17 protein-coding genes are annotated in these 25,046 nt (G+C 43.0%); 11 read left to right on the forward strand and 6 right to left on the reverse strand.

Going from position 1 to position 25,046, the window contains the following annotated elements; all coding sequences use genetic code 11:
* Positions 1-90 precede the first annotated feature (90 nt).
* Genes A3EU_RS0116595 through A3EU_RS0116610 form a run of 4 tightly spaced genes read left to right on the forward strand, consistent with a single transcriptional unit; the run spans position 91 to position 2,839 of the window.
* Positions 91-666: an RNA polymerase sigma factor gene (locus A3EU_RS0116595; protein ID WP_020537315.1), complete on the forward strand. Its 576-nt coding sequence runs from the start codon at positions 91-93 to the stop codon at positions 664-666.
* 11 nt (positions 667-677) lie between these two features.
* Entirely contained in the window at positions 678-962 is a 285-nt protein-coding gene (locus tag A3EU_RS0116600) for a hypothetical protein (RefSeq protein ID WP_020537316.1), read from the forward strand.
* A 38-nt stretch (positions 963-1,000) separates the two neighbouring features.
* Complete coding sequence (locus A3EU_RS0116605) at positions 1,001-1,852, forward strand: mechanosensitive ion channel family protein (protein ID WP_020537317.1); 852 nt, start codon at positions 1,001-1,003, stop codon at positions 1,850-1,852.
* Between the two features lie 36 nt (positions 1,853-1,888).
* Entirely contained in the window at positions 1,889-2,839 is a 951-nt protein-coding gene (locus tag A3EU_RS0116610; protein ID WP_020537318.1) for a DUF3078 domain-containing protein, read from the forward strand.
* Positions 2,840-3,038: 199 nt separating this feature from the next.
* Here A3EU_RS0116610 and A3EU_RS0116615 read toward each other — a convergent pair whose 3' ends face one another.
* From A3EU_RS0116615 to A3EU_RS0116640, 5 genes are all read right to left on the reverse strand, one after another.
* Positions 3,039-7,856 carry a PKD domain-containing protein gene (locus A3EU_RS0116615; RefSeq protein WP_020537319.1) on the reverse strand — a complete coding sequence of 1,606 codons (4,818 nt, stop codon included), beginning with the start codon at positions 7,854-7,856 and terminating at the stop codon, positions 3,039-3,041.
* Positions 7,857-7,882: 26 nt separating this feature from the next.
* Entirely contained in the window at positions 7,883-9,061 is a 1,179-nt protein-coding gene (locus A3EU_RS0116620; protein ID WP_020537320.1) for a PorP/SprF family type IX secretion system membrane protein, read from the reverse strand.
* 513 nt (positions 9,062-9,574) lie between these two features.
* A complete protein-coding gene (locus A3EU_RS0116630) occupies positions 9,575-10,258 on the reverse strand; it encodes a CPBP family intramembrane glutamic endopeptidase (protein WP_020537322.1) in 684 nt (227 codons plus the stop codon).
* A gap of 172 nt (positions 10,259-10,430) precedes the next feature.
* On the reverse strand, positions 10,431-11,870 hold the full coding sequence (locus tag A3EU_RS0116635) for a serine hydrolase domain-containing protein (RefSeq protein ID WP_020537323.1): 1,440 nt from the start codon (positions 11,868-11,870) through the stop codon (positions 10,431-10,433).
* A 73-nt stretch (positions 11,871-11,943) separates the two neighbouring features.
* Entirely contained in the window at positions 11,944-13,734 is a 1,791-nt protein-coding gene (locus tag A3EU_RS0116640) for a peptidoglycan-binding domain-containing protein (RefSeq protein ID WP_020537324.1), read from the reverse strand.
* Between the two features lie 427 nt (positions 13,735-14,161).
* Here A3EU_RS0116640 and A3EU_RS0116645 point away from each other — a divergent pair, with 427 nt between their 5' ends.
* From A3EU_RS0116645 to A3EU_RS0116670, 6 genes are all read left to right on the forward strand, one after another.
* Positions 14,162-14,674 carry an RNA polymerase sigma factor gene (locus tag A3EU_RS0116645; protein WP_044086116.1) on the forward strand — a complete coding sequence of 171 codons (513 nt, stop codon included), beginning with the start codon at positions 14,162-14,164 and terminating at the stop codon, positions 14,672-14,674.
* Between the two features lie 49 nt (positions 14,675-14,723).
* A complete protein-coding gene (locus tag A3EU_RS0116650; RefSeq protein ID WP_020537326.1) occupies positions 14,724-15,224 on the forward strand; it encodes a hypothetical protein in 501 nt (166 codons plus the stop codon).
* A 19-nt stretch (positions 15,225-15,243) separates the two neighbouring features.
* Positions 15,244-15,699 (forward strand): hypothetical protein, encoded by a 456-nt coding sequence (locus A3EU_RS0116655; protein WP_156825797.1) that lies wholly within the window; start codon positions 15,244-15,246, stop codon positions 15,697-15,699.
* A 137-nt stretch (positions 15,700-15,836) separates the two neighbouring features.
* The gene (locus A3EU_RS0116660) at positions 15,837-17,240 is read left to right on the forward strand and encodes a tetratricopeptide repeat protein (protein WP_020537328.1); all 1,404 of its coding nucleotides are present in this window, start codon (positions 15,837-15,839) and stop codon (positions 17,238-17,240) included.
* A gap of 96 nt (positions 17,241-17,336) precedes the next feature.
* Positions 17,337-21,167, forward strand: a complete 3,831-nt coding sequence (locus A3EU_RS0116665) for an nSTAND3 domain-containing NTPase (protein ID WP_020537329.1) — start codon at positions 17,337-17,339, stop codon at positions 21,165-21,167.
* An 87-nt stretch (positions 21,168-21,254) separates the two neighbouring features.
* A complete protein-coding gene (locus A3EU_RS0116670) occupies positions 21,255-22,841 on the forward strand; it encodes a vWA domain-containing protein (RefSeq protein ID WP_020537330.1) in 1,587 nt (528 codons plus the stop codon).
* Between the two features lie 82 nt (positions 22,842-22,923).
* Here A3EU_RS0116670 and A3EU_RS33955 read toward each other — a convergent pair whose 3' ends face one another.
* A complete protein-coding gene (locus tag A3EU_RS33955) occupies positions 22,924-23,796 on the reverse strand; it encodes a nuclear transport factor 2 family protein (protein WP_169433365.1) in 873 nt (290 codons plus the stop codon).
* A gap of 201 nt (positions 23,797-23,997) precedes the next feature.
* Here A3EU_RS33955 and A3EU_RS30830 point away from each other — a divergent pair, with 201 nt between their 5' ends.
* Complete coding sequence (locus A3EU_RS30830; protein ID WP_020537332.1) at positions 23,998-25,014, forward strand: DUF3089 domain-containing protein; 1,017 nt, start codon at positions 23,998-24,000, stop codon at positions 25,012-25,014.
* Positions 25,015-25,046 lie beyond the last annotated feature (32 nt).

Genomic DNA, 25,046 nt, shown 5'->3' on the forward strand with positions numbered 1-25,046 from the left:
AATTAACCTTTACCTGTATCTTTTGCATCAATTTGCGTCTAAAAGCCAAGTTCACTTGTGCTAGCAGATGCTGATAAAAGCTAATAATGCATGTCCGCTTGTAATGCACAGATGAACGATCTTGATGTAATCCACAGTTATTTGGATTCTCAGGCATCGCGTTGTTTTAATTTACTGTACCAGCGATATTCTGGAAAAGTATATGCTAAGTGCTTGACGCTCTTAGGAGATACTGCCTTGGCTGAAGATGCGACTCAGGAGATTTTCACCAAAATCTTTTTAAACTTGGGGCGCTTCAACGAGAAGTCTAAATTTTCTACTTGGTTGTATTCAATTACGTACAATTTTTGTATTGATTACATCCGGAAGAAAAAGAAAGAAAAGGCTGTTTTTTCTGACGAGATGGAGAAAGCTCCAGACATGGCCGAAGATAATATTCCAGACAAGGAAATGCTGGAGCTCAACCTGCTTCAATTAGAGCAGGTGATGGGTAGTCTTAAAGCAGGAGATCGGGCGATTCTCCTTATGAAGTACCAGGATGGTGAGCAAATTAAAGATATCGCGGAACAGTTTGGGAAATCAGAGAGTGCTATTAAAATGCAAATTAAGCGGGCAAAGGAAAGAGCCAGAAAAATTCGGGAAGAAAGCTTTGCCATGGAAGCATAAATTCTAAAGTAATGGATGAAAAGGGGCGTAATCCATTTGAAGAAATGGAGGATCATCAGATCCGGAATTTCTTTGAAGGACCAACAGATAGAAAAATAAAATCCGGCTTAGACGGCACCCTTGGTACCGTTAGATTCCTGGGAAACATCGCTGATGTTTACTTGTCACGCTTTGTTGATACCGTTGTGGGCATGGCTAGTGCAAATAGTCAGCGCGACGAAGAGTCAACGCCTTCTAGTGGCAGGCTTGACCCTGATCAGACACCTGGTCGAGACAAAAAATACCCAAACTTATAATTTACTTTTAGTAAAACCGCTACCCATATTTTCTGCTTATGGATCAAATTTTCAAGACGATTGCGACACAGTTGATGGCCATGCTAGACGTCATTCCGAGTCTGTTAACGGCCTTTGTTGTATTTTTAGTAGGCTTAATTCTTGCTAAAACACTACGCAGAGTAATCGGTAAACTATTAGCCAAAAGCGGTATCGACAAGCTAGCCGATCGTTTAAATGATATCGACATGGTGGCCAATACGGATATTGACATCAAGCCCAGTGCGATGATTTCCGGCATCATCTATTACCTGATACTTTTTGTCTTCATCATGGCAGCTGTGGATGTCTTGGGAATGAAGGCGATATCTGATTTGATGACGGATATTATTAACTATATCCCGAAAGCCCTTTCCGCATTTTTTGTCTTTCTCATTGGAATACTTTTCTGTGACTTGATCAAAAAAATGGTCCAGACGGCCTGTGAATCATTGGGAATTGGCTCTGCTAAATTGCTGGCTAATGTGATTTTCTACTTTTTATTCCTCAACGTAGCCTTGATTACGCTGAAGCAAGCCGAATTGCAGACCACCTTCATGGAGAATAACATTTCCATTATCCTTGGTGGGGTGATTTTTGCTTTTTCTATTGGCTACGGCTTGGCTTCTCGCCCTCTGATGTCAAATATGCTGGCAGCCTTCTACAACAAAGGTCGGTTTGCCGTAGGCGACGAAATCACCGTAGATGGCCAAAGAGGAGAAGTTATAAATATGGACACGACGACCCTCACTTTGCGAATGAAAGAGGGAGAGCTCATCGTACCTTTGAGTAAATTATCTAACAATCATTATATCATTCATCGACGCGCGCGCTTCATGCCGCTTAAAGAGAATGAAGGACAGGAGGACTAACGGCCTGTCAAACCTCTTAATTAAACCAATTTTGAAATGAAAGGATTATCTACCTTTTTAGCCATCGTACTAATGATGGCTTTACAGCCTATTGCAGCCCAAACAACAGAAGAGCTGCAAGCAATGAAAGATGAAAAAGCTGCTGAGTTGGCAGAACTCAAAGGTGAGTTAGCTGAACTCACGGGTAAAGTCGACGCCCTAAAAGGCGAAGTAGCTGGCTTAACGGATCAACTGACCCCTTACCCGCGCTGGGATACGGGCCTATTGGGCAATGTAGGACTCAATTTTTCAACTTTTAATGACTGGCTTTTGCGCGACCAGCCAAATACCAGCGCGGTTAATATCGGTTTTTCTTCTACCGGTTTTGCTAACGCAGATTTTGAAAAGGCCTTTTGGCGTAATAGCCTTAGTCTTACCCTTGGATGGTTAAAGTTTGACAACCGTGACAATCCGGATGATAATGACGACTTTCAGGTTTCAGCGGATGCCTTCAATATCACCTCTTTGTATGGCTACAAATTGTCAGACAAACTAGCCATCTCTACTTTGGGAGAATATCGTACCTCCATCCTAGACGGACGTTTCAATAACCCTGGCTATCTTGACCTTGGTGTGGGTGCTACCTGGACACCAATCAAAGACCTTGTGGTAGTGGTACATCCATTGAACTATAACTTTGTGTTCTCTGATGCAGAGTTTGACTACAAGTCTTCTCTAGGTGCAAAGATTGTAGCGGACTATACCCGCCAGTTAACAAAAAACATCGCCTGGAAATCTAACCTCTCGGCTTTCGCCAGCTACGAAGGCAGCGACCTGTCTAACTGGACTTGGGTAAACGGCCTATCTACCGCTGTAAAAGGCATCGGTATTGGCCTGGACATCGGCTTACGTAACAACAAGCAGGAAGCGCTTGCTGCTGAAAAAACGGACAACCCACTCCAGACCTACTGGATTTTAGGCTTGTCTTACGCAATTTCTGCTAAGTAATCTTGTAAGGAAACAATCAAAGTATTCTTATAAAGATGCCGGTTCACGGAAACGTGAATCGGCATCTTTGTTTAAGTCGGGGGCCGGAAACCGGAAGTATTTTTCGCACCCCACACCCCGCACTTCGTACTAAAAGTCACCATCCAACCCACGCCCGGGCTGAAGCCCAGACTACGCCCCGCTCTTCGCACAAAGCCCCCTACCTCAACAAAGTCACACTCCCCGTGTAAATCCGCTGCACGCCATTCAGGTATTCCACTTTGGCCTTGTAGGCATAAGCTCCTTGTGGTAAAATTTCTTCTTTATAGCGACCGTCCCAAGCTGCGGCGGGTTGATCTTCGCTAAGTTCTTCGGAAACGAAAACCCTTTGCCCCCAGGGCGAAAAGATCTCCAGCGTCCACGAAGCGAGGCCAATACCTGCAGGTTTGAAGACGCGCACATCGCCGCTACCACTTTCCGGCGAAAGGGCATTGGGAAAGAAAATATCGTACATAAAGTCGGGGTTTACATCTACATACGCCGTATCCGTACAGCCATTCAGCGAGCTGGCGATGAGCGCTGCTTGCCAACTTCCGTTCTGTTCATAATCATGCACCGGGTCGATTTCTGTACTGCTAGCACCATTCCCGAAATTCCATAAATAGTTATCAGCGCCAGTGCTCTCATTATTGAAGAGCACAATACCACGATACATATCTGTAGGAAGTTCCCACGTAAAATTAGCCACTGGACGGGGAAGTAGATTGACGCTGCCGCTGAGTTGGAGGGAATCAAAGCAAAGACCATCATAAGTAGCGACCAGGCTCACATCGTAGCTGCCAGCTTCACTGTATTCAATAACCGGATTGGGCTCGGTAGAGGTCTCTCCGTTGCCAAAATCCCAGTAATAGTCGGTGGAATTGAGTGTCGCGTTATCAAAAACGACCGTCTGTGGTGCGCAATCGTCAATCAGAATAGGCGCAAAATCCGCTAGTGGTTGAGGGACAATCTGGAAATTACGCTGAAGAACATCCTGGCAGCCAAAGGTATTGTTGGCGAGTAGCTGTACACTGTATTCCCCCTGTCCCGAAAAGGTGATGCTTGGAGACGTAAGGCTGCTGTTTATGCCATTGCTAAACGTCCAATCGTAGGAAGTCGCTCCAGTGCTGGTATTGGCAAAATCAATCACCTGCTGTTCACCGCAATAGACTTCTTCCGGTAAGGAAAATCCTGCTTGCGGCTCCTCAAAAACGACCACACTAACGGTGTCGTAACTGGAGAAACACCCTTGCAAATCTGCTGTTCTTAGACTCACCGTGTACAAACCTGATGCCGTAAACGTATGGCAAGGGTTCAGCGTCGTAGAACTGTTCTCGTCTCCGAAATCCCATTCGTAAAAATCAGCGTTCGTAGCCGTCGCATTGAAACAAACATCCAAGGGGGGGCAACCACTCGCGCCTTCCATGAGTACCGTGCCCTCGGGCCTTTCCCTGACCGTAACGGTACTCGCAAAACTCGACTGACAGGAATAAGCCGTATTGCTGATAATCATTGTCACTTGATAAGTTCCTGGCTGCTCATACTGATGAACCGGATCGGTGGCAGTGCTGTTGCGGCCGTCACCAAAATCCCAAAATACCGTCTGGAAATCAGAGGACTCATTTGTAAACGCAATCTCCTGATCCGGACAGATGACCGGAGGGTGGCTAAACAAAGCCTCAGGGCTGGGCAGCACCTCGATATTGATAGATGTAGAATCTTCGCTACAGGCTGTAATCGCATATTGGTAGACGGTGTAGTATCCCGGATTCACAAAAGTATGCACAGGGTTCGCCTGGTCAGAGGTGGTACCGTCGCCGAAATTCCAGCTTACCGCCGAACCAAAGGAAGAATAGTTCGTAAAATCCACACTCAGAGGCACACAGCCTTGCGTAGTATCTACCCCGAAAAAAGGCGTGACATTGCTGGGATTGACCAGCAGCTCTTGGAAGCTGCTATCGCTCCCGCAGCTGTTACTCGCAATCAGCTGAATAATATAAGTCGTGGCAGCGGTATCTGGCGTGGTAAAGACCTGCATGCCGGGCAAGGAATCTTGAGAAGTGAAGCCATTGCCAAAGTTCCAAAAGTAACTCTCGGCATTTCCTAAACTGGTATTGGCAAAGCTGATTTCCAAAGGCCCACAGCCATCATCTACCGGAATGCCAAATCCAGCAACAGGGCGCGACAAGACTGTCACGGTATCAATCGCCATTGAAACACCACAGGCATTACTCACAGCTACCATCACTTGATAGGTGGTGTCAAAAAGCCCTGGTGCATAAACAACACCTTGAGGGTTTGGAAGTGCACTGCTTTCTCCGTTGCCTAGCGTCCAGTCATATTGTAAATCAACGCCAGTACTTACATCTGCAAAATTAACGCTCAGTGGGCCACAGCCTGTTGGCGTATCCAATGCAAAAGCAGGATCGGGCAAACTCGTCACTACCAATTCTCCATCTGCCGAACGACTACAACCCGCAGTGTTAGTTGCCGTCAAGGCTACTGGGAAAGTTCCTGTGTTCGCCATCGAAAAACTTACACTATCTCCATTTAGCATTTGAGTTCCATCGATCAACCAAGTATAGCTAACACCATCTTGTGGGCTTGCGCCTAAACGGATATCAGCCGCAGCACATACGTAGTCTGGTAAGCTGAAGACGGCTTCAGGAATAGCTTGTATTTCGACCCCGACGCTATCAGCAAAACTACAGCCGGTATTGGCATTGATAATCGAATATTGATACCAATATACGGTATCCAACAAGAGCTGGCTTGTGTTAATAACACCTTGATCAGGGTCTGCCAAAGCGGGCCCCGACCAAGTACCGCCCGCAGGAGTAGGGGCAGGTAAATTTTGCATACCACTCCCTACACAAAAGGCTAGATTAGTGCCCGCATCAAGGTTACCTGGCCCTTGAATATCGAGCATCAAAGCATCACTAACTTCACAGCTACTGCCTTCGGCGATGGTGTAGGTGTAATCAAAAGAACCACTGCCAGCTGCTGCCAAATCTACTTCGCCAGAGAAAGCGTCCATGATGCCGGGGCCAGTCCATTGCCCGCCAGCAGGGGTGCCCATCAGGGTAATCAAACCTTCGCTGATACAGACGCTTTGATCTGGGCCCACCACCGCTTCTTCAGGGTCAATTATCGTGATAATGACTTCTGTCGCAGCGGTGCAAGCCTCGAGCGCATAGGATAATTGCACGGAATATATGCCTTCACCCGGGCTGGTAAAGGTGCCATTAGCACTATCGGTAATAAAATCACCTGACCAACTCAATAGCCCACCTTCAGGCATTGCCGTAGGGTTAAGCTCTTGTTGTAATATCAATGTCCCTGCATCTATACAAAAAGCAGAAGTATCAGGCGAAGTCAGCGTAGGCAACTCCTGTACATTTACAATGGTCTCCTTTCGGAGCAAACAATTACTACTATCCAGCAAGCTGTAAACAAGATCAAAAGAGCCCGTACCGCTAAGACCTGGGTCAAAAACACCTTGCTGATCATCGACAATGCCCGGGCCTGACCAGCTGCCGCCTGTGGGGCTGAAATCCAGCTGTACTAAAGCTTCGTTTTCGCATAGATCAAGGTTTTCGGCTATCGTAACACTTTCGCCCAATAGGATGTCAATACTCATGCTGTCTCCATAAACGCAAGCCCCATCCAAAATTTGATATTGCACATTAAATGACCCTAAACCTGTAATGGAAGGATCAAAAATACCGCTGGAATCGATGCCTAGCCCCGACCAGAATCCTCCTGCGGGGGATGCAGTTAAGGAAACTGGGTCGGAAGCATCGCAAATGGGACCGAGGGGTGATAACTCCAGCAACACCACCTCGGATCCCTGGATAGAAAGCACGGTATTATCACTTGCATCCGGGCAGTACCCGTTACTGACCACGAGGTCAATAGCATAGTCACCTACCTGGTTAAAATTTACCAATGGGTTGGCTCCATTGGGGATATTAGGCATCGAAGGCCCACTCACCGACCAATTATAGGTACTGATATCTCCTTCTGTGAGTAAATAATCGCCCAACTGTACGCTGGCAGAATCACAAAAAGTCGGTATTTCTTCCAATTCGATAAGGGGAGGCGCCAGCACTGTTACGGTTGTCGTCCATTCACTGCTCCCACAGAGGTTGTTGGCTTGTAAACTGACGGTATAAGTCCCTGGTACCGTAAACTCCACCGTCGGAGTTGGGCTTTGCGCATTAAACGTATCCAGAAAAACGACGCCCGCACTATCAGGGAAAGTCCAGAGATAATCATCTGCAAAATCAGAATTGTTGCCAAACGTGACGGTCAAGGGTACACAACCTATGGCTGCATCGCTTCCGTTGGCAGTACTTCCGGCTACGGGCTTATCGAGCACTTCTACGGGTAAGGTGAGGCTGTCTGTTCCACACTGGTTGGTCACTACCAAGGTCACATCGTATACCCCCGCAGTATCGAAAACATGATCAGGGTTGGGGTCGGTAGAGGTCGTGCCATCACCGAATAACCATAGGAATTCATCACCGTGGCAACTGCTATTGGTTAGCGCAATGGAATCACCGGCACAAACGATAGGAGGGGCACTGAAATTTGCACGTGGCTTAAAACGTATAGCCACCGGCGCAATCTGAGTATGACAACTCTGCCCCTCCTCGCAAAAACGGTAAATTTCCAGGCTTATATTGTAAACGACGAAGTCATTGCCCGACGAGCAGGCCGTGCCTTCATCAAAAAGGTAGGTGTAGAAATAATTAGAAACTTCATAAACCGTATCCCGATCACCATTGCCCCAATCCCAGACGTAGAAGTCGATATCGGGCATGATCGTTTGGTTAATGACCTCGAAGGTTGCTCCTTCACAGACGGTAATTTCTTCGCTGAGCAAGGCCCAGTCGGCAAAAATATCACCACACTCGTCAGTGATACATTGTGCATTTAAAGTAAAATTTAAGCTTCCGATCAAGGCCAGAAGCGACAGACGTATTGATAGTTGCATAGTATTCAGACGGATTTTCGGGGATGTTAACGATACCAAATGTTGTTCCAGCGGCGATGATGGCTTCGGCCCACAGGCGGGCACTGCACACTGCCCTTGCCGCGGCGACCACCTGATCGCTTTTTGCCTGCACCATTTGGGCTTAGCACACTACAAAACAAACCTCCACTCTGGAGATAGTAGCGAATGTTAACTTCTACCACTCCACCAGAAGCGGAGCGCAAGCCACCAATATTCATATCGTAACTAAGGCCAATCTCCAGCGCTTGCCGTTTATCCAAATCGAAAGCTAGCCCGAGGTAGGCGATTAAAGCATCCGTATTCTGGAAACCCGCAAAGGGGTGACTATTGTGGTAAAACAAGCCTAGTGACCCTCCCTGGTACAGCCCCGTTAGACCGAGGGTCGTAGCGTTGATGCCGCCCTGTCCTTCCAGACGGAATTGAGGCACCAGTCGAAAGCGATTGATCTGGCCGTTGCCAACACTGAGGAAAGGCAGGTAAAGACTTCCGTGCGCCGTCCAACGCAAAGGAAGTGGGGTGTCCAGCCCTTGCAAAGATTCAATAGGGCCGGTATTAAAGCTGATGTTGAGCAAATTATTCAGCGCAATGCCGTAATCGAATTGCAGGTCTTCTTTTCCGCGTTTGCGAATATCCACCCGGTGGATAAAACCAAAATCGACACCACCAAACTGCACTGGTACCCGGCTCCCTGGATCGAAAGCCGTAGCATTGACATTCCCAAAACGAGGATCGAGCTGATCCGAGAAAACGAGTTGATCCCAATCAATACGTTTTTCCATCCAGTAGGGACTAATCCCCAAACGAAAGTTATGCACTGATCGTCGGCCTTCGATGCGGGCCACAAAACCGAGTTGTAGCTTGGCCGCAGTAGTCGTTAAGAGGCCTTCCCCTTCGACATCACGAGCGATACTGAGGCCAATAGCTCCCGGCAGGCAAGGCTCAAAACTCTCTACGGAGGCATAGAAAGAGTTGAAGCCACTAGGAATTTGGTTCCACTGGCGTCGATAGGTAGCAGTACCCGTCAAGCCGCCATTGATCCCAACATAAGCCGGGTTAAGGTGCAAAGGGGTATTAAAAAACTGAGAAAAGATAAAATCCTGGGCCCGAAGGCTCGGAGATAGGAGCAGTAGCCAGCACGTGACTACCGTAGCTGCACGAAGCAGCACGTGAAAGAAGGGTACCATGTTGAAGTTGTTTTTGGGACGTACCATATCTCACCTCAACGACCGGGTCGTAAGACCTAGCAGCTTCAGCTTGCTACAGCACTAAAAAAAGCTATCGCACGCTAGCCATCAAGCTACTCTCAACTCTGTGTACACACAAAGTCATAAGAGGTAGTTTCCCTTACGGGACAATACCTACGTACTATCGCAAAAAATTAAATAGTCAGTAACTCACTTAACCGGGGAAATAAATGGGGTTGTGAGTTTTGTTGTGAAGTTTTCTCAAGACAGGTTCATGGGAACCCTAAATTCAGGATAACATATTATGTTTTTCAAAGATAGGTAAAAGATGGTTAATAATGCAAGGCTAAGGAGGGATAAAATAATATCAATTCTGCGTTTTTAATTCTTTTCCTGGATGTTTTTATAAATCCTCATGTTCTGAAGGGTAGCCCTTGTTAATGCCTGCGACCTATTAGCGACGGCTATCATCAATAGTGTTTTGCTCTAAATGTTGATAATCTAACCGCATTTTCATTTCTCTTCGGGTACAAAATATTTAACATAGATTAATATTAAAATCGGCACGAAAACCAAGCCTAAAACAAAGTTTAATAAAGAGATCCAACCAGATAATTCATTTCCACCTTGAGCAATCAGTACTAATTCCCCTAAAGGCCCTTTTGAGAAAATTGTGTTATGGATAAAATTCCATCCAAGATGAAGCCCTAAAGGCAGCATTATTGATTTTGTTTTGGCAAAAGCCCAAGCCCAAGCATATCCCATTACTCCAGTTCCCAAAAACACTAAAGCCATAGCTAAAATGTTTCCTAGAACGCCAAAAGAAAACCAATGATATATCCCGAATGTAATGGCCGAAATTAGAATGGCTTTATTTGTGCCAATTTTTTGGATTAGAATGTATAGGATAGCTCCACGAAAAATCAACTCTTCAGTTAATACAGATTTTAAGTCCCACCAAAATGATTTTAGAATAATTAGAGGTGTGATAGTCTCATTTGAAACCCAAGTCGATGACTTTAGGAGTGATTCAGTATATTGAACAATGGCACAAAGTATTGCCGTAATTAGGAATCCGATTAAGAATTCTTTTAATCTTTTAATGATTGGAAGAATCCCTAGTGATAGAATGCTTTTCTTTTCAATTAAGAATAATAACAGCCAAGAAATTGCAAGAATAATAATGATACCTATCATCTTTTCAATTTGTTTTGTAACATTAACCTCCTTTGAGCTGCTTGTTTAGTGTACAACACTTTGGAGGTGTTTTTTAAGCTGTCTGAGAGGAAGATGGGTTAAACTTCCTTAATTCGATAACTGCTTGTAGCGACTATTGCTGTTATACGACACTGTTAGCATCCGTGTTGAATTACAATTTAACAGCAGTTTGCCCATAGAGTGTGAAGGATTTAAAATCATCCTTCATCAAAAATGCAACTTCGACACCAGTGTTTGGGTGAATAAAATTAAGCTCATCGCCAACAATTGGGGTGAGCTTGTACTCGTCTCCATTAGGGAATATTAGTGAAATCAGGTTGTTGCTTTCATCATATTCGACAGAAAGATTTAATTGATTGTTCCATTTGTATTCACCTGACAATTGCTTTAAGTCACTGGAATTTACTTGCTTCCGAGAGACACTTGTTTGCTTAAAATGTTGCCAGTTATATACCTGTGAGGCTGATAAAAGTAATTCGTTCCCTAGCGCCCCTCCATTATCTGAATTGATCAAGTAAACCAAGCCATTTCCACTTGCAAGGTCTATTGTCATACCTGTACGGTAACCGGCATTGCCTCCGTAGTGAGTGATAGAAACATCATCACCAGCCCGATTTAATATGAATCCGTAAACTTGGCCGTCTCGTTCTTGGCTAAGTATCGATTTTATATCTGACGGTGAAAATATCGATTTTTTGCCTTGATAGGCATTGTAAATTTCAATTAGAAATTTAGCCATATCAGTAGCGTTACTCCAAAGTCCAGCTGCGGCTTGTTCCGGATGATTTCTCCAGCCGCCATCTAAAACATCTCCTGATTGAACGTAACCCTTTGCTACCTGATTAGCTTTCGAGGCAGGTAGGGGCTGCGTGAATTCAGAATGTTTCATGCCGGCAGGTTCAAGAATCCATTTTCTCATGATGTTCGAGAATTCATCATTGTATATGTCTTGAAGAGCCAGTTCGGCTAATGTGTAAGCACCACCAGAATAAGCCAGGGTTTCATTAGGTGGTCTGATAACATCTATCGCTGGGGAATTGACTCCTTCAGTCCCCCTTAGAATATCTATATCAGAGGGCACGACGAGACCTTTAGCGTATCCCTGGTATCCTCCGGGAGTGATTCCTGAAGTATGGGCGAAGAGATTACGAAACGTAACTGGGTTTTCGGCTGTTTGTTTGCCTTGGGGCAATTCAAAATCCTTGAGGTAATCTTCGATGTTTTTATCCAGGTCTATTTCACCAGCAGAATGCATACGCAGTGCCGCTAGGAAAGTTACCGGTTTAGACAGTGACGCTGCCTGGAAAATACTTGAAGCATCCAGTTTTTGTTCGTCGGAAAAGTTGGCATTTTGATAAACATCAGCCCATTCAATCTCACCTTGATGAATTACAGCAAGAGATAACGCCGGAATATTATACGCTAACATTTTATTTTCTATAGAACTGAAACTTTCCGCCTCTCCTAAAAACGTCACTTTCTCACGAATTTCAGCCTCTAACTGAGCTTTTCTTTCCAATGATTTATGGGGAATAGAAGCACAGGAAGTAATAAAAACGAATATTAAAGACTGAAAAAATAATTTATTCATAAGTGACGTCATTGGTTAATTATGATGTGTGTGTGTGTGTTGATGCGAACTTACCCTATACTCAACAATCTCCTTACTCAAATCGCTTCAAAGGCACTCCCGCAATTGCACGCAGCGAAGCGATAGATAACTGCCGGGCTATTGCTTCGGTCACCCCTTGATCAAGAAAATGGTCCTCGATTCTGACTTGCGCCTGGAAGTAAGCCATTTTCAGCGCCTGAGCTGTAGGCGCAAGGAGGGGGTCTGCCCCCGACCAGCGATCGACGTTGCGGAAAAGGTTCTGCTGCCAGGTTTCCAGTATCGTAGCTTCTGTAGCAGGCAGGCCTTGTGTTTGGTAATAAAGGATGTTTTGGCGGCCTGCTGCTTCCTGCAACGCTTCTGTTTGTGTGATAGCGGCCGGATTGAGATCCATCGCAATGGTTTGTAGCAATTGTACCTCGGGCCAGGCGGTAAAGGTGCCACAGTTTTCTTGCTGAAGCAGTCGGCGATAATCGCCCATTTGTTCTAACGCACTTTGGGTAGCGGCTGGATGCCGATCATTTACCCAGCAAGGCAGCAAGTAGCTCACCGCTGGGGCCGCGTGTACATAAAAGAGGTGAAGCAAGAGCTGATCTAGCCCCTGGTAAGCATAAGTAGCCCGATAATTGAATACACTGGTGCTTACGCCACTATTCAAATAAGCAGCCTTAATGGCATCATTCATCAATTGATTGACCCCTGCGCTGGCCCCCAAGCTTGTAAACGAAAGATAGGCCTGATAAGCCAAGCCTATCGCTGTTTGATCACCTTCAATCACTAATGGTGCGTTGGGATCATAAGGCAACTCACGAATCGCTAGCTGTAAGGCATTTTGCTTTTTAGTAGCATTTACATTTTGGTAAAAGGGAATTAACTGTTGGTACTTCCGTACCGTAAAATCTTGCGTTCGCATCTGTTCGTATGCCTGGGTGGTACCTGTACCGTAATAACCATCTAGGCTACTTTGGTAGAAACCGCTATTCTTGAGCACGCGCTGTAGGGCTATAACGGAATTACGTTTTACATTACCTCTGATTTCTGGCAAGCGAGACACAGGCTTCTCCTCTGCTGAGCTTACCACGCTTACTGGCTGCTCAATAGGAGATGTTGTTGAATTGTTGGCAGGAGGAGTAGGGATAGTCGGAGTACTGGGGCGAGGTACAGTAGGAGGATTTTTAGTAATAATACCACTCTCTGAAACTTCCATTTCTTCCGGGCGAACAGGTGTTCCTGGCCCGCGAGCCTCCGTTGGAGGAACCGTATTTTGATCCGAAAGATTCAACGGAATAAGGTCTTCTTTGATACCTGTAGCTAAATTGGTCACCGGTAACAAGCGGCCACTATTAACCATTTTTACAAAAGCATCTTCAAAACCAAGACTGCGGATACGGGGAAGTTGAGCTTTGGCCGTTTCCACATCAGGAAAGGTACCTGTCAGTACTTTTACGGCGCCATCGGCCAATAAAACATTCAGCGGACCCGCTTTGCTCAGGTCTTGCCAGTTGATGACCTTACTTGAATAACGAGTAGCAATTTGAATGACCGGTACATCTATACCTTGCGTATATTTTCCCGGAAGGGCCTGAGCACTGGTAAAGCCTTCCGCCTGTAGTGCTTCCACAACCCCTTCTGCGGCGGTAACTTTGGGGTACTGCCCAAGGAAAACTTGTTGTAAATTGCCTTCGCCTGTTTGTACGTAAAGAAAGCCCAATGAACGGATTTTAGAAAAATCCTGAGGCCGGACTTCTACAAACGAGCCCACAAACGCGGTATAATAATCTTGGCCAGTCAAAGGCTGCCAAATGGAGAAACTGCCAAGCAGTAGTAAAATAAGAAGTTTGTTCATGCTATGCTATTTTGGTACCAGTAGTAAATAGGGTTCGGCAAAATAAGAGCTTGTTTGGGAGTTTTGCGAACTAATTTTCAAAGAATTACGGTTCTGACTAAGAAATTAAAGCCGAGCTTAGCGGGCTAAGTAAGGGTTTCATTTCGACGACAGGTTCGTAAGTCCTTGGAAATAAGGAAGCATCAATCATTTTCTTTCCTCTAATTTGGGATATTTGTTTTTCACCAAATGAAATTCCCAAACAAGCTCTAAACGAATACATTATAGAAAAACGTATAGCTTGATAAAAAACGAATCCTGGCGTTAAACTTAAATGAAGTTTAGAAGTCCAAGTTTCTGGTGCTATGTAGAAACATCAGGTTATCATTAAACCCAAAAGCTGTTAATATTGCTACCAGCCGATACTGATCAGGAAATTTTGCGTCTTATGCAAGAGCCAGCTCAACGAGAGCGAGGCTTCCGGCTGTTGGTGAATACCTATGGTGATCGGTTGTATCAGCATATTCGTCGCATGGTGCATACCCATGAGGATACTAACGATGTTTTGCAAAACGCTTTGGTAAAAGCCTATCGAGGCATCGAGCGATTTCAGGGCAACAGCCAGTTGTATACGTGGTTGTACCGAATAGCGACCAATGAAGCACTCACTTTTTTGGAGCGCCGAAAAAGGCAGCGGCGTTTATTTGTGAGCCCCGGCAATGATGATTATGTATTGCCCGAAGCGCGTGCAGAATTACACATGGATGGTGCCTATGTGCGGGAACGACTGGATCAGGCTATCGCCCAATTACCACCCAAGCAAAAAGCAGTATTCAGCTTGCGGTATTTTGAAGAAAAAAGCTACCAGGAGATGTCCGATATTTTCACCACTTCGGTAGGTGCTTTGAAAGCCAGTTACCACCATGCTGTTAAGAAAATTGAAGCCCAATTAAGTAAATAAGAAACAGCACGAAAATAAAATCACAGTTTATTTTCTGCGCAATACTAAGATGAAAGAGCAAAAAAATATCAGGCAAGAACTCCGCGAACAAAAAGCGGAATACTTGTTAGAAAAGCAAGGGGGAATCCCGCAATGGGAACTCCCGTCTGGCTATCTTGATCAGTTGACGGACGAGGTACTGAATGCGACGACAGCTAAACCCAAAGCTGGTAAAATTGTTCGTTTTAATCGCTTTTTGCGGATGGCCGCAGCTGCGGTGGTCGTACTTGCACTTGGTTACTGGTATTGGTATCCACAAAATGCTGGTACTACTTTGACCGCCTCTGCGGAACCAGACTGGAGTGGCATTTCGACAGAAGACCTTCAAGACTATGTAGCCAGTAACCTTGATGATTTTGAGGTAGACTTGTTAGCTGCATCTGCTGTGGAAGCCGATAACGAGATGGTTCCGGGCACCGGTATCAGCACAGAAGCCATTGAAGAATACCTGGAAGCAGAAGACTGGCTGGATGAGATGGACGTTTCAGAGCTTTTTGATGAAAACATTTAATAAAAACGACAGTAAAGTCATGATAATACAGAAACTATCGCTCCTACTATGCTGCGTAATACTCACTTTGAGCACCCGTGCTCAAGATGGAGACTGGGTGCCGGAAAACGATCAGATTCGCGCGCAACGTGCGGCTTACATCACCCAACGTCTGAAACTGAACAGTACAGAGGCCGCCCATTTTTGGCAGGTATTTAATGAATATGAGGCCGAAAAAGCAAGCCTCAAACAATCTTTTCGCACAGAAAGATCACGCCCTACTACTGAGGCCGAAGCCGACCAGTTGATCTTACGCCGACTCGAGCTAGATGAAGCCATGCTGCAACTAAAACGCCAGTTTTACACTGACGTAAGAACAAAAGTTCCGGCACGTAAACTTATGCTGTTGCCCCAGGCTGAAACGGAATTTAAAAGAGATTTACTACGTCAAATTCGAGACCGCCGACAACAATCCGGTAGAAGTAGTGGCGGATAGCCATAATACTTTTGTATCTTGTATGGAATGATTCATTTCTTTTGCTTTGTTTTGTAACAAACTAGCTGCTTTCTTACGTATAATATAGGAAGCCCCGAGAGGTAGCTACAAGATTGATTCCAGTCCAACACAAAGATATGAATAGACGAAGAAAAGGTGATTGGGACACCAGGATTGTTGACTTGGTAACCGCCTACGAAACAGGTGAGTCCACGGCTTTTCTGGATGTTGAAGCTTATCATGATTTGATAGAATACTATCAGAACGAAGAGCAGTTTGAAAAAGCCCTCACGGTCGCCCGTCTTGCTTGCGAACAATACAAGTTCTCTACTGATTTTTACGTGCAGCAAGCCCAGCTTCTGATCTATACCAACCGACATACACAGGCGCTCGAAATTTTAGAGCTGGCCCTTACCTTTGCTCCCGGCGATTTTGAACTCAATTTACTCTTAGCGGAAGCATTTATTCGTACCGGAAAAAACCAGGCAGGATTAGCACGCCTGGCTCCCTACAAACTACAGGCAAGTGCGGAAGACCTGAGTGAAATACTATTGGTTGAATCGATAGCCTACGAACGGCAAGGGCAGTACGAGCACATGTTCTATGCGCTAAAAGCAGCGCTAGAGGCCGACTTGACCAATGAACGAGCCCTGGAAAGAGTGAGCCTTTGCACAGACTTCTGCCGCAAGCATGAAGAAGCTTGTGTTCTTTACAATAAGATTATTGACGAAGACCCTTACAATGCTTTTGCTTGGTATTACCTGGGGCAAGCGCTCGTGTATTTGCGAAAATCAGAAGAGGCGCTGGAAGCCTACGAGTATGCGTTTCTTGCTGACCCTGATTTTGAAGAAGCTTACCTCGAATTCGCTGAGCTATCCTTCGAAAACCATCAGCCCGATAAAGCGCTTGAGACGTACAATGAGATGGCCGAACGGTTTGGCACCGATGGCGACTTACTGCTTCGTATGGGCAGTTGTTACCATGAGATGTACCAGCACGAAACGGCTATCGCTTACCTTGAGCAAGCCGCCCGCATTGAGCCGCACAATGATGAAGTGATCTTTAAGATTGGCGAATGCTATGCTGCCCAGGAAAAGTGGGCGGTAGCTTTGAGTTTCTTTCGCAAAGCTATTCGGATGAACGGCGAAGACGAAAACTATTATCAGGCATTGGCCGAAGCTGCTTTCTCTGTTAGTGACTTCGACTTAGCAGAAAAAGCCTATGATGAAGCGCTCGATCTTGCACCAGATAACAGCCAGCTATGGCTCGACCTCGCATGGTTTTACCTCGAAATGCTGAGGCCACAAGATGCGTTAAAGGTGCTGGAAGAGGCCAATGAAACCTTGTACGAAGCCGAAATTGCCTACAGTTACATTGCCTGTTTGCTTGCCAGCGGCCAACGCCAGCAAGCCTTGGCCAAGTTAGCCGAAGTCTTGCTAGATTATTATTCAGAACACGCTTACCTCTTCGATTGGCAACCGCTATTGCGGAGTGACTCGGAAGTAAATGCGGTTATTAGTTTGTATAGGCCGGAGGCCTGATTAGGCCTTAGTTGGGCTTTCTGTATTTCGCGTAAGTCCAACTAGGTGTTGCGCATAAAAACAAGTTAGCGGTCATGAAAAATAAAAAAGAAAAGAGTGAGTAGATTTCAAGCGATAGAAAATGAACTTAAATCAATAAATGGAACAGTCTTCCAAGAGCTGTGTGATAGCTATTTGAAGCTAAAGAACAAGAACTATCTTGCATTTTCACGAACAGGAAGTCAGACAGGGAAACAGAAAACAACAAAAGGTACACCCGACTCATTCTTCCTCTTGCCAAATGGAAATTACTTATTCGTTGAAATCACAACAGATATAAGTACTAAAGATAAATTGGCAAATGATATTCGAGCATGCTTTAATTTTAAGAAAACAAAAGTACCAATCAACAAAGTTGAAGAAATCGTCCTCTGCATAAACTGGAATATTGACCAAAAAGAAATTCTCAAATTAAATACTCTAGTCAAAAGGTATAACAATAATGTAACCGTTCGATACCTCATGCTCCAAGAATTGGCAATTGAGCTTCATTTAAATCATAGAGATTTAGCACACGAATATTTGGGGTTGCCATTGGATACTGGACAAATCGTATCAATGGAGACATTTATCGGCGAATACAATAAAGCGTCTAAGGGTATTTCTACTCCCTTGAATAATACATTTTTACATAGAGAGAATGAATTTAATCAATTACGGCAAGCGATTCACGAAAATGATTTTGTAATATTAACTGGTGCACCTGGTGTTGGAAAAACTAAATTGGCACTTGAAGGGATAAAAGGGTTTCTTGCAGATAACTTGTCATTTGGAGCTTATTGCATCTCATATAAGCATCATACATTATTAGACGATTTATTTCAATACTTTGACTCAGAAAAAGATTATGTACTTTTTGTTGATGACGCAAATAGAATAGATGCTTTTAATCAGATAACAGGCTTTTACAGAGCTATTAGGAAAGGGCAATTAAAAGTAGTTATTACAGTCCGCGATTATGCCTTTCAAGAAATTGGAATATTATGTCAAGAATTTTTTCCAAAAAGGCTCGATTTAGAAAAGTTTTCAGATGAACAAGTAACTGATATAATTAAAGCAGATCCATTTAATATCTTAAATCCTGATTATCATAAAGAAATTGTAAGAATTGCGGACGGTAACCCGAGACTTGCAATTATGACTGCTTTACTTGCCAGAGCTGAACAAAATATTTACGCTCTTCATGATGTGTCAGATTTGTTTGAAAACTATTTTTCAACATTCATTAAAGATGATGGCGAATTTGCAAAAGAATTAAACATAAAATGCCTCGGCTTGATAGCATTTTTCTTTACAATTCCATATAAGAATAAGGAAATAACAGAATCGATTCTTAGGAGTTTCGATATTGTGTATTCTGATTTTATAGATGTTATTGATAAGTTAGACCAGTTGGAATTAGTAGAGATACAATTTGAACACGTTAAAATACCTGAACAAAATCTCTCCACATACTTTTTTTATAAAGCATTCATAAAAGACAACTTACTTTCCTTTGAGATTTTACTCAATAGGTACTTTGATGAGAACAGTACACGATTTAACGATTGTGTAATTCCTGCTAATAATACATTTGGTTCAAGGAATGTAATGGACAAGCTACTCCCACACTTGCAAAATTATTGGCAGCATATTAAGAATGATAAAGAAAAGGCGTTCAAATTCTTATCTACATTTTGGTTCTATTTAATGAACGAATCAATTGAATTTATATATTCAATAGTAGCATCTTTACCAGACAATTCTAATACGACATATGAGGTCGCATATGAAAATAATGCCTTTTCGTATCAAAAGAATGAGGTGATCGAACTTTTAGGCGAATTCTTTCGATTCCCAAGTGAATATTTAAAAGATTCACTTGAGTTAGCATTTGAGTACTCAAGGAAGAAGCCCGAGCATCTACCAGAACTAATTCATAAGATTAGGGAGAAAATGACCTTCGATAGAGAAGATATGAGGCATCGCCCTACTCGACAAAATGTTTTATTTGAGATATTAATAAGTGGTTTAAATAATAGTGACTCATTATTGTCAGTAGCCTTTTATGAATTGTCAAAAACCTTTTTGAAATATAAATTTCAACATACAAAGGGAGGTAGAAATCATTCCTTTTACTGGTATCATTATTCAATTCCTAATAGCCCACTAATCCAAGAATTTCGTACAAACATTTGGAATTCACTTGAAAAAAATTGGGATGCAGACCCTATAAATTCATTTGAGTTGTTGAAAAGTTATTCAAACGTAACTCCTGATGTAACAAAAGAAATAATGGAGTTTGATATTCTATTCATAGTCAAAATAATTAAAGAAAAACTTACCCCCTCTTCATTCGAGCATTGTAAATATGTTCAGGACCAAATAAGGTGGTGCAATAGAAATTCGGTAACTCATATTTCATTCTCATCATTCTCATCGTCATTTACCAATCCAATGTATGAAGACTACTTAAAGATTGATTGGGATAAATTTAGAGATAAAGAGATGTTTGAGTTTGATGATTACCGAGAATATGAAAAACTAAAGGAAGCAGAAATACGAAGTAACTTTATCTTTAAAGACTTCAAAGAGCTTGAAAAGTTCTACGATACTTTCATGTATTTGAAGAAAGTTGCGAAAAATGACTGGCAATACAATACAACTCTTGACCTCGTTGTAGATGAAAATTGTAAAAATGATTTTGAGATAGGTTGTCAAATTTTTAGTAAAGTTATAAGTGAAAACAATGAAACGAACTATATACCAAGAGTTCCCTTTAGAAACCATCTAAATACAAAAGAAAAAGTATCACGAATTTGGGAGATTATACAAGGGCAGAAAGGTGGTGAGTCAGGGTTTCTTATGAAGCTATTACCCTCACGATTAATTGATATGCTTGGAATATCGAACCCAACAATAAGCCATGACACCCAACGAGAATTTAATAGTAAAAGACAATGGGAGTTATCATTCTATGACAACTTAGATGAATCACTCATCAGTAAAGATTATGTTGACCATTTGATTCACACAATTAGCAGCATAAAACAAGCAAGAACAATCCACTTTGACCGCTTAAAAAGATTTCTACTTATTGAACCTAATTTATTCCAAAAAATATTAGAAACTATATTTGACAAGAATGAAAAGGAAAGTACTAATATCCAAGTTTGGATGGACTTTTTTAGTACCCATTTTGACCAATTGGGAGATGATTTTGAACTAATCAAACAATCATATATCCAGCAAAATGATATTCAAAATCATTTTGATCATGAAGGGAAAGGATTCTTGAACATCCTAAAACAAGAACCGAATTTTCTTTTTGAGTATGTTGATAATTTATACCAAGATAAACGACTTAGTGTCTCCGCAGACCATAGAAATTTTGCTTTCATATGGCAGGTTGATAACATAGAACCTGTATTAGAAAATGTTTTTAATTTAGTTGATGAAAAAGAACCATACTTCGGCATTGGAGATCATTTTTGCAACTCATTTTTTAGAAATTTGAAAGAAGAAATAAAAAATAGAGCTAAACACTTTCTAATTGACTATATAAGTAAATATTACTCTGATTCAAGTAAGATGAATATTGTAGTTGACATTGCAAGAAACTCTATGAATGAGATATTCGAGGAGGTATTGCTGTTGTTTATTTCCTTATGCCAAGATAGAGAATTGTTTTCTGAAATTTGGTGGAGAGGAAACGGCGGAACATATTCAGGAGATGTGATAATCGCCGACATAGAAATGGCAGATTGGAAGAATATCCAATCAATAATTGAGAAGTCTGATGTTGGAATTAAGTTGATTCCAATAAAGACCTACATTAATGAAAAAATCGAGCAGTGTAATAAGAGTGGCGATTGGGAACGACAGAGAAGATTTATGAGCAAATATTAAAAAAATCACGACCGCTAACAAGCCCTAGCCGTTAGGTGTAAAATTAGAATTGATTAACTTTAATCCAATAGTATAACGAATATATTTATGGTCAACTGGTTGAATAAATGGATTAGGGGACGATCAGAAAAATCGATCCGTAACGGGGTGATTTTAACCTTGTTGGCAATTCTAATTACTCGTGGGGTTTATGAAGATGTGAGAGTGTATATAGACGTTGTTACAATTGTGCTCTTTTCTGTTTTGCTCACCGCAATCCTTCGACCTGATATCAAAGAACTAATCACACAGATAAAGGGCGTTGGGTTTCCGGGATTACAAATACCAATAAGCGAATATTTGTCAGAAGTAGAAAGAGTAGAAGAAAAGTACTCACAAACAATAACAGAATATGCAAAAGAGGAAGATGTCGCGATAATAGACTCCTTTACCAATAAGATAATTATTGACAACAAGATTGAAGCAGAGTTAGGAAATATAGCCCGGTTTTATAAAGAAATATCAAGAACCCAAGAGCAAATACCAATTGGCGGTAAGAAGTTAATTGACTATTTGTTGAGAGTTGATGTCATAGGAAAAGACATCTATCAGCTCTCTCTGTATTATCTCAATATCCAAGAAAAAGAAATTAGTGAAAATAAGCACAGTATTCTGCGAATTGGCATTCGAATTTGGAGAATGCTAGTAGCGATTTTTCGGAAATTCAAAGATCTTCGAATCTTATCAAGTGCTGCTAATAGTGAGTTCAAAGGCGATATAAAGAGAATGCAGCTTGGTGGCATGAATTTTGGCAAGATAGATAAAAAAGCCGTTTCATTATTTTCAACGATTAATATAGTAGACGACTTTGATAATGGTTATCCGATTGTCCAGTTAGATAAAGACAATTTTGAAATCATAGAGTATCAAGGAGATGAATTAGTCAAAGCCGAATTATTAGAGGTAATACCTGTAGATTCTAATGTGAAGATGAGAATTGTATTAGCTCTTGATAGTAGCTTGTCAATGAATGAGAATAATAAGATTGCATTAGCAAAAGATGCTAGTAAGGCATTAGTTTATTCCTTACTTTCACTAAATCTAATGATCGATGTCGAGTTTGCTATATACCCTTTTAATAGTGTCAATAGAGATGGTTTTATAGACTTTGGAGAACAGCGGATTTGGTCAAGTGCCATTGAAGAAATAAATGAAGCAATTGATTCAATAACGCCCGGTGGTGATACACCTTTATTGGATGCACTCAAGTTGTCATTGGATGTCATTGAGAATTTTGAAGGCTACAAGCAGATTATATGTCTTTCAGATGGAATCGATAACAATAGTGAGATAGGCTACGATGAAATATATACAAGAGCAGAGAGGAGCAACACACCAATATATTCAGTTGGTTATGGCCAAGACGAGTACCTCGAATTTCTAGTCAGTATCTCTAAAATCACAAAAGCTGGAGGTGAGAATACTGGTTCATTCATGAGGATATCGCCAGAGAATCTGAGGAATGTTTTTTCGTATTTATCTGGATCAATAAACCATGCATATCATCTAAGGTGGAAACCAACGAAATATAAGAAAGGGGATTTAAGATACTTTGACATCAATGTTAACTACGAGACTCAATCCTCAGGAATCGTGTACTTAACATTCAGTAAATTATCTTATACAATGATATAAAAACAATACACCTAACTTTGCTACCAGCGACCATGCTCGTTCCTCGCACGGCGTGGTAGCCCGAGTTGTTTTTGTGCCGCTCCTACTCCTCCTTAGTCAACTCTATAAAGCCCTCGATCTTATCATTGTCGATGGTTACAGCAAGGTCGTAATGCTTGATCAACCAACGGCCATTTTCAAAGTGGGCGACGCCTGAGCCGCGACATGGCCCCATCCAGGTTTCGAGCATTTCTTCCCACCAGACATACTTGTTGTTGTCGCTGAAATACAGCTGCCGATCATACGGTTTAAACGCCCAGGCCGACTCGCGGTCGAAGGCAAATTGTGCCCATACGTGGAAGGTATCTCGCGGCCAACGTTCGGTGGCATCTGTGCCCAGGTAGATGCCGTCTTCGGACATGCTGCCAAAAAAAGTGTCCTCATCGGCTTCGGCAGCAGCTACATGCCAGGCATCTACGAATGCGTGTACACTATCAGCCAAGCTACGTTCTTCCACGGTGCAGTTTTCCTTGCGGCGGGTATCAGTCACCTGGTGGACCTTCCACCCTTCCGCCGTTTTGACCATCTGAAAAGCGTTGGTGCCACAATGAGACAATTCTCCATTGAGGAAAAAGCTATACTCCGTCCAGGCGGTAGCCAGTGGTAGATCTACCTCGATCACCTGAGAATATAGGCGTTCATCGAGTGCACCAGCAGGGAATGACGCTATAGATTGCAACCACCGCTGGCTGCTGCCTTGTTGCATATAAGGTTTCCCTTCTTTGTCATAACCAACACTCTGCATCCGGATATCCGGGTGAAGCAAGGCTGCAACGGTCGTACTATCAGCCGTGCGCATACCATCAAACAAAGCTTTAATGACTAGTGCTACTTCTTCTTCGTCAGACATTGTTGTTTGTGAACGGAGGGCAGAAGTTGTAAGAGTAAAAATTAAGAGCAGTAATAGAAATCTCATAGTGAGCGTTATTTTATTGGTCTCTAAATTAAGCTTACTCTTTAACATTCTGAGGATTAATCTTTGTGAATCAGCGAGGGCGTGTATTTTTGCAATCACTACGCCTCTTTTTGCAGTACCCTTCGGCAATCTATTGGTTACAGCGACACGAAGAATGTTGCGTATTTCACGATACTCCAATGTTCAGCAATAAAAAATCAGATGAAACTCCTTTACCTGCTTTCAAGCATCGTTTTATTCTCCATCTATCTGACCAGTTGCCAGGTTCATCCACGTGAACCCTTTTCATCAGCTCAGGTGCCTACTACGCCTGATTATAGCCAGGATCGGTACTGGGCCGCATTGCCTTGGCGGCAAGATGCTGCCGATAAAACACCCGACGGGCTCAGCGACCAGCAAGCGAGTGCCAAGGTTGATGTGTTTTTTCTCCATCCTACCACTTACACCGGTAAGCGTGGCGATAAGCTGTGGAATGGCCCGGTAAAAGACCCTGAGCTCAACGAGCGGACCAACGATAGCCCCATCCAATACCAGGCTAGTATCTTTAATGGTTCTGGTCGGGTTTTTGCGCCCTATTACCGCCAGGCGCATTTACATGCTTACTTTACAGAGGATACCCTAAGCGCCCGGCGTGCTTTTGACCTGGCGTACGATGATGTACGCAAAGCATTTCGCTACTATCTGGCCAACCACAACCAGAATCGTCCCATCATCATTGCTTCACATAGCCAAGGTACTACCCATGCGATTCGTCTATTGAAAGAGTTTTTTGATGATAAACCACTTAGTAACCGGCTGGTGGCTGCTTACATTGTAGGAATTCCTGTATTGAGCACAGCTTTTACAACTTTGCAACCTTGCCAAGACAGTACCGATTTGAATTGCTATACTGCCTGGCGCACCTACAAACGGGGCTATGAACCTAAGCAGAACCACCCCGCTGTGGTCGTTACCAATCCTTTAATCTGGACATTGGAAGACACCTACGCACCAGCCAGCCTTAACGATGGCGCGGTGATTCGGCCGTTTGAAAAACTACGCCCAGAAGCAGCTGATGCTCAGGTGTACGGCCCTGTGTTGTGGGCTTCGAAGCCCAAATTTCCTGGCAGTTGGCTGATGATGACAAAAAATTATCACATTGGTGATATGAATATTTACTACCAAAATATCAGGGAAAACGTAGCTTTAAGGGTTGCTGAATATTTAGCCTTAAACTAGCACTTCATACCGTTCTTCCAATTCCTACTCTA

This window comes from Lewinella cohaerens DSM 23179 (genome assembly GCF_000379805.1).
In the GTDB taxonomy this organism is placed as follows: Bacteria; Bacteroidota; Bacteroidia; order Chitinophagales; family Saprospiraceae; genus Lewinella; species Lewinella cohaerens.

Bases quoted from the DNA above. Each gene is read 5' to 3' on its own strand.
- A3EU_RS0116595 (WP_020537315.1), top strand. From the start codon at position 91: ATGTCCGCTTGTAATGCACAGATGAACGATCTTGATGTAATCCACAGT.
- A3EU_RS0116600 (WP_020537316.1), top strand. From the start codon at position 678: ATGGATGAAAAGGGGCGTAATCCATTTGAAGAAATGGAGGATCATCAG.
- A3EU_RS0116605 (WP_020537317.1), top strand. From the start codon at position 1,001: ATGGATCAAATTTTCAAGACGATTGCGACACAGTTGATGGCCATGCTA.
- A3EU_RS0116610 (WP_020537318.1), top strand. From the start codon at position 1,889: ATGAAAGGATTATCTACCTTTTTAGCCATCGTACTAATGATGGCTTTA.
- A3EU_RS0116615 (WP_020537319.1), bottom strand. From the start codon at position 7,856: ATGCAACTATCAATACGTCTGTCGCTTCTGGCCTTGATCGGAAGCTTA.
- A3EU_RS0116620 (WP_020537320.1), bottom strand. From the start codon at position 9,061: ATGGTACCCTTCTTTCACGTGCTGCTTCGTGCAGCTACGGTAGTCACG.
- A3EU_RS0116630 (WP_020537322.1), bottom strand. From the start codon at position 10,258: ATGATAGGTATCATTATTATTCTTGCAATTTCTTGGCTGTTATTATTC.
- A3EU_RS0116635 (WP_020537323.1), bottom strand. From the start codon at position 11,870: ATGAATAAATTATTTTTTCAGTCTTTAATATTCGTTTTTATTACTTCC.
- A3EU_RS0116640 (WP_020537324.1), bottom strand. From the start codon at position 13,734: ATGAACAAACTTCTTATTTTACTACTGCTTGGCAGTTTCTCCATTTGG.
- A3EU_RS0116645 (WP_044086116.1), top strand. From the start codon at position 14,162: ATGCAAGAGCCAGCTCAACGAGAGCGAGGCTTCCGGCTGTTGGTGAAT.
- A3EU_RS0116650 (WP_020537326.1), top strand. From the start codon at position 14,724: ATGAAAGAGCAAAAAAATATCAGGCAAGAACTCCGCGAACAAAAAGCG.
- A3EU_RS0116655 (WP_156825797.1), top strand. From the start codon at position 15,244: ATGATAATACAGAAACTATCGCTCCTACTATGCTGCGTAATACTCACT.
- A3EU_RS0116660 (WP_020537328.1), top strand. From the start codon at position 15,837: ATGAATAGACGAAGAAAAGGTGATTGGGACACCAGGATTGTTGACTTG.
- A3EU_RS0116670 (WP_020537330.1), top strand. From the start codon at position 21,255: ATGGTCAACTGGTTGAATAAATGGATTAGGGGACGATCAGAAAAATCG.
- A3EU_RS33955 (WP_169433365.1), bottom strand. From the start codon at position 23,796: ATGAGATTTCTATTACTGCTCTTAATTTTTACTCTTACAACTTCTGCC.
- A3EU_RS30830 (WP_020537332.1), top strand. From the start codon at position 23,998: ATGAAACTCCTTTACCTGCTTTCAAGCATCGTTTTATTCTCCATCTAT.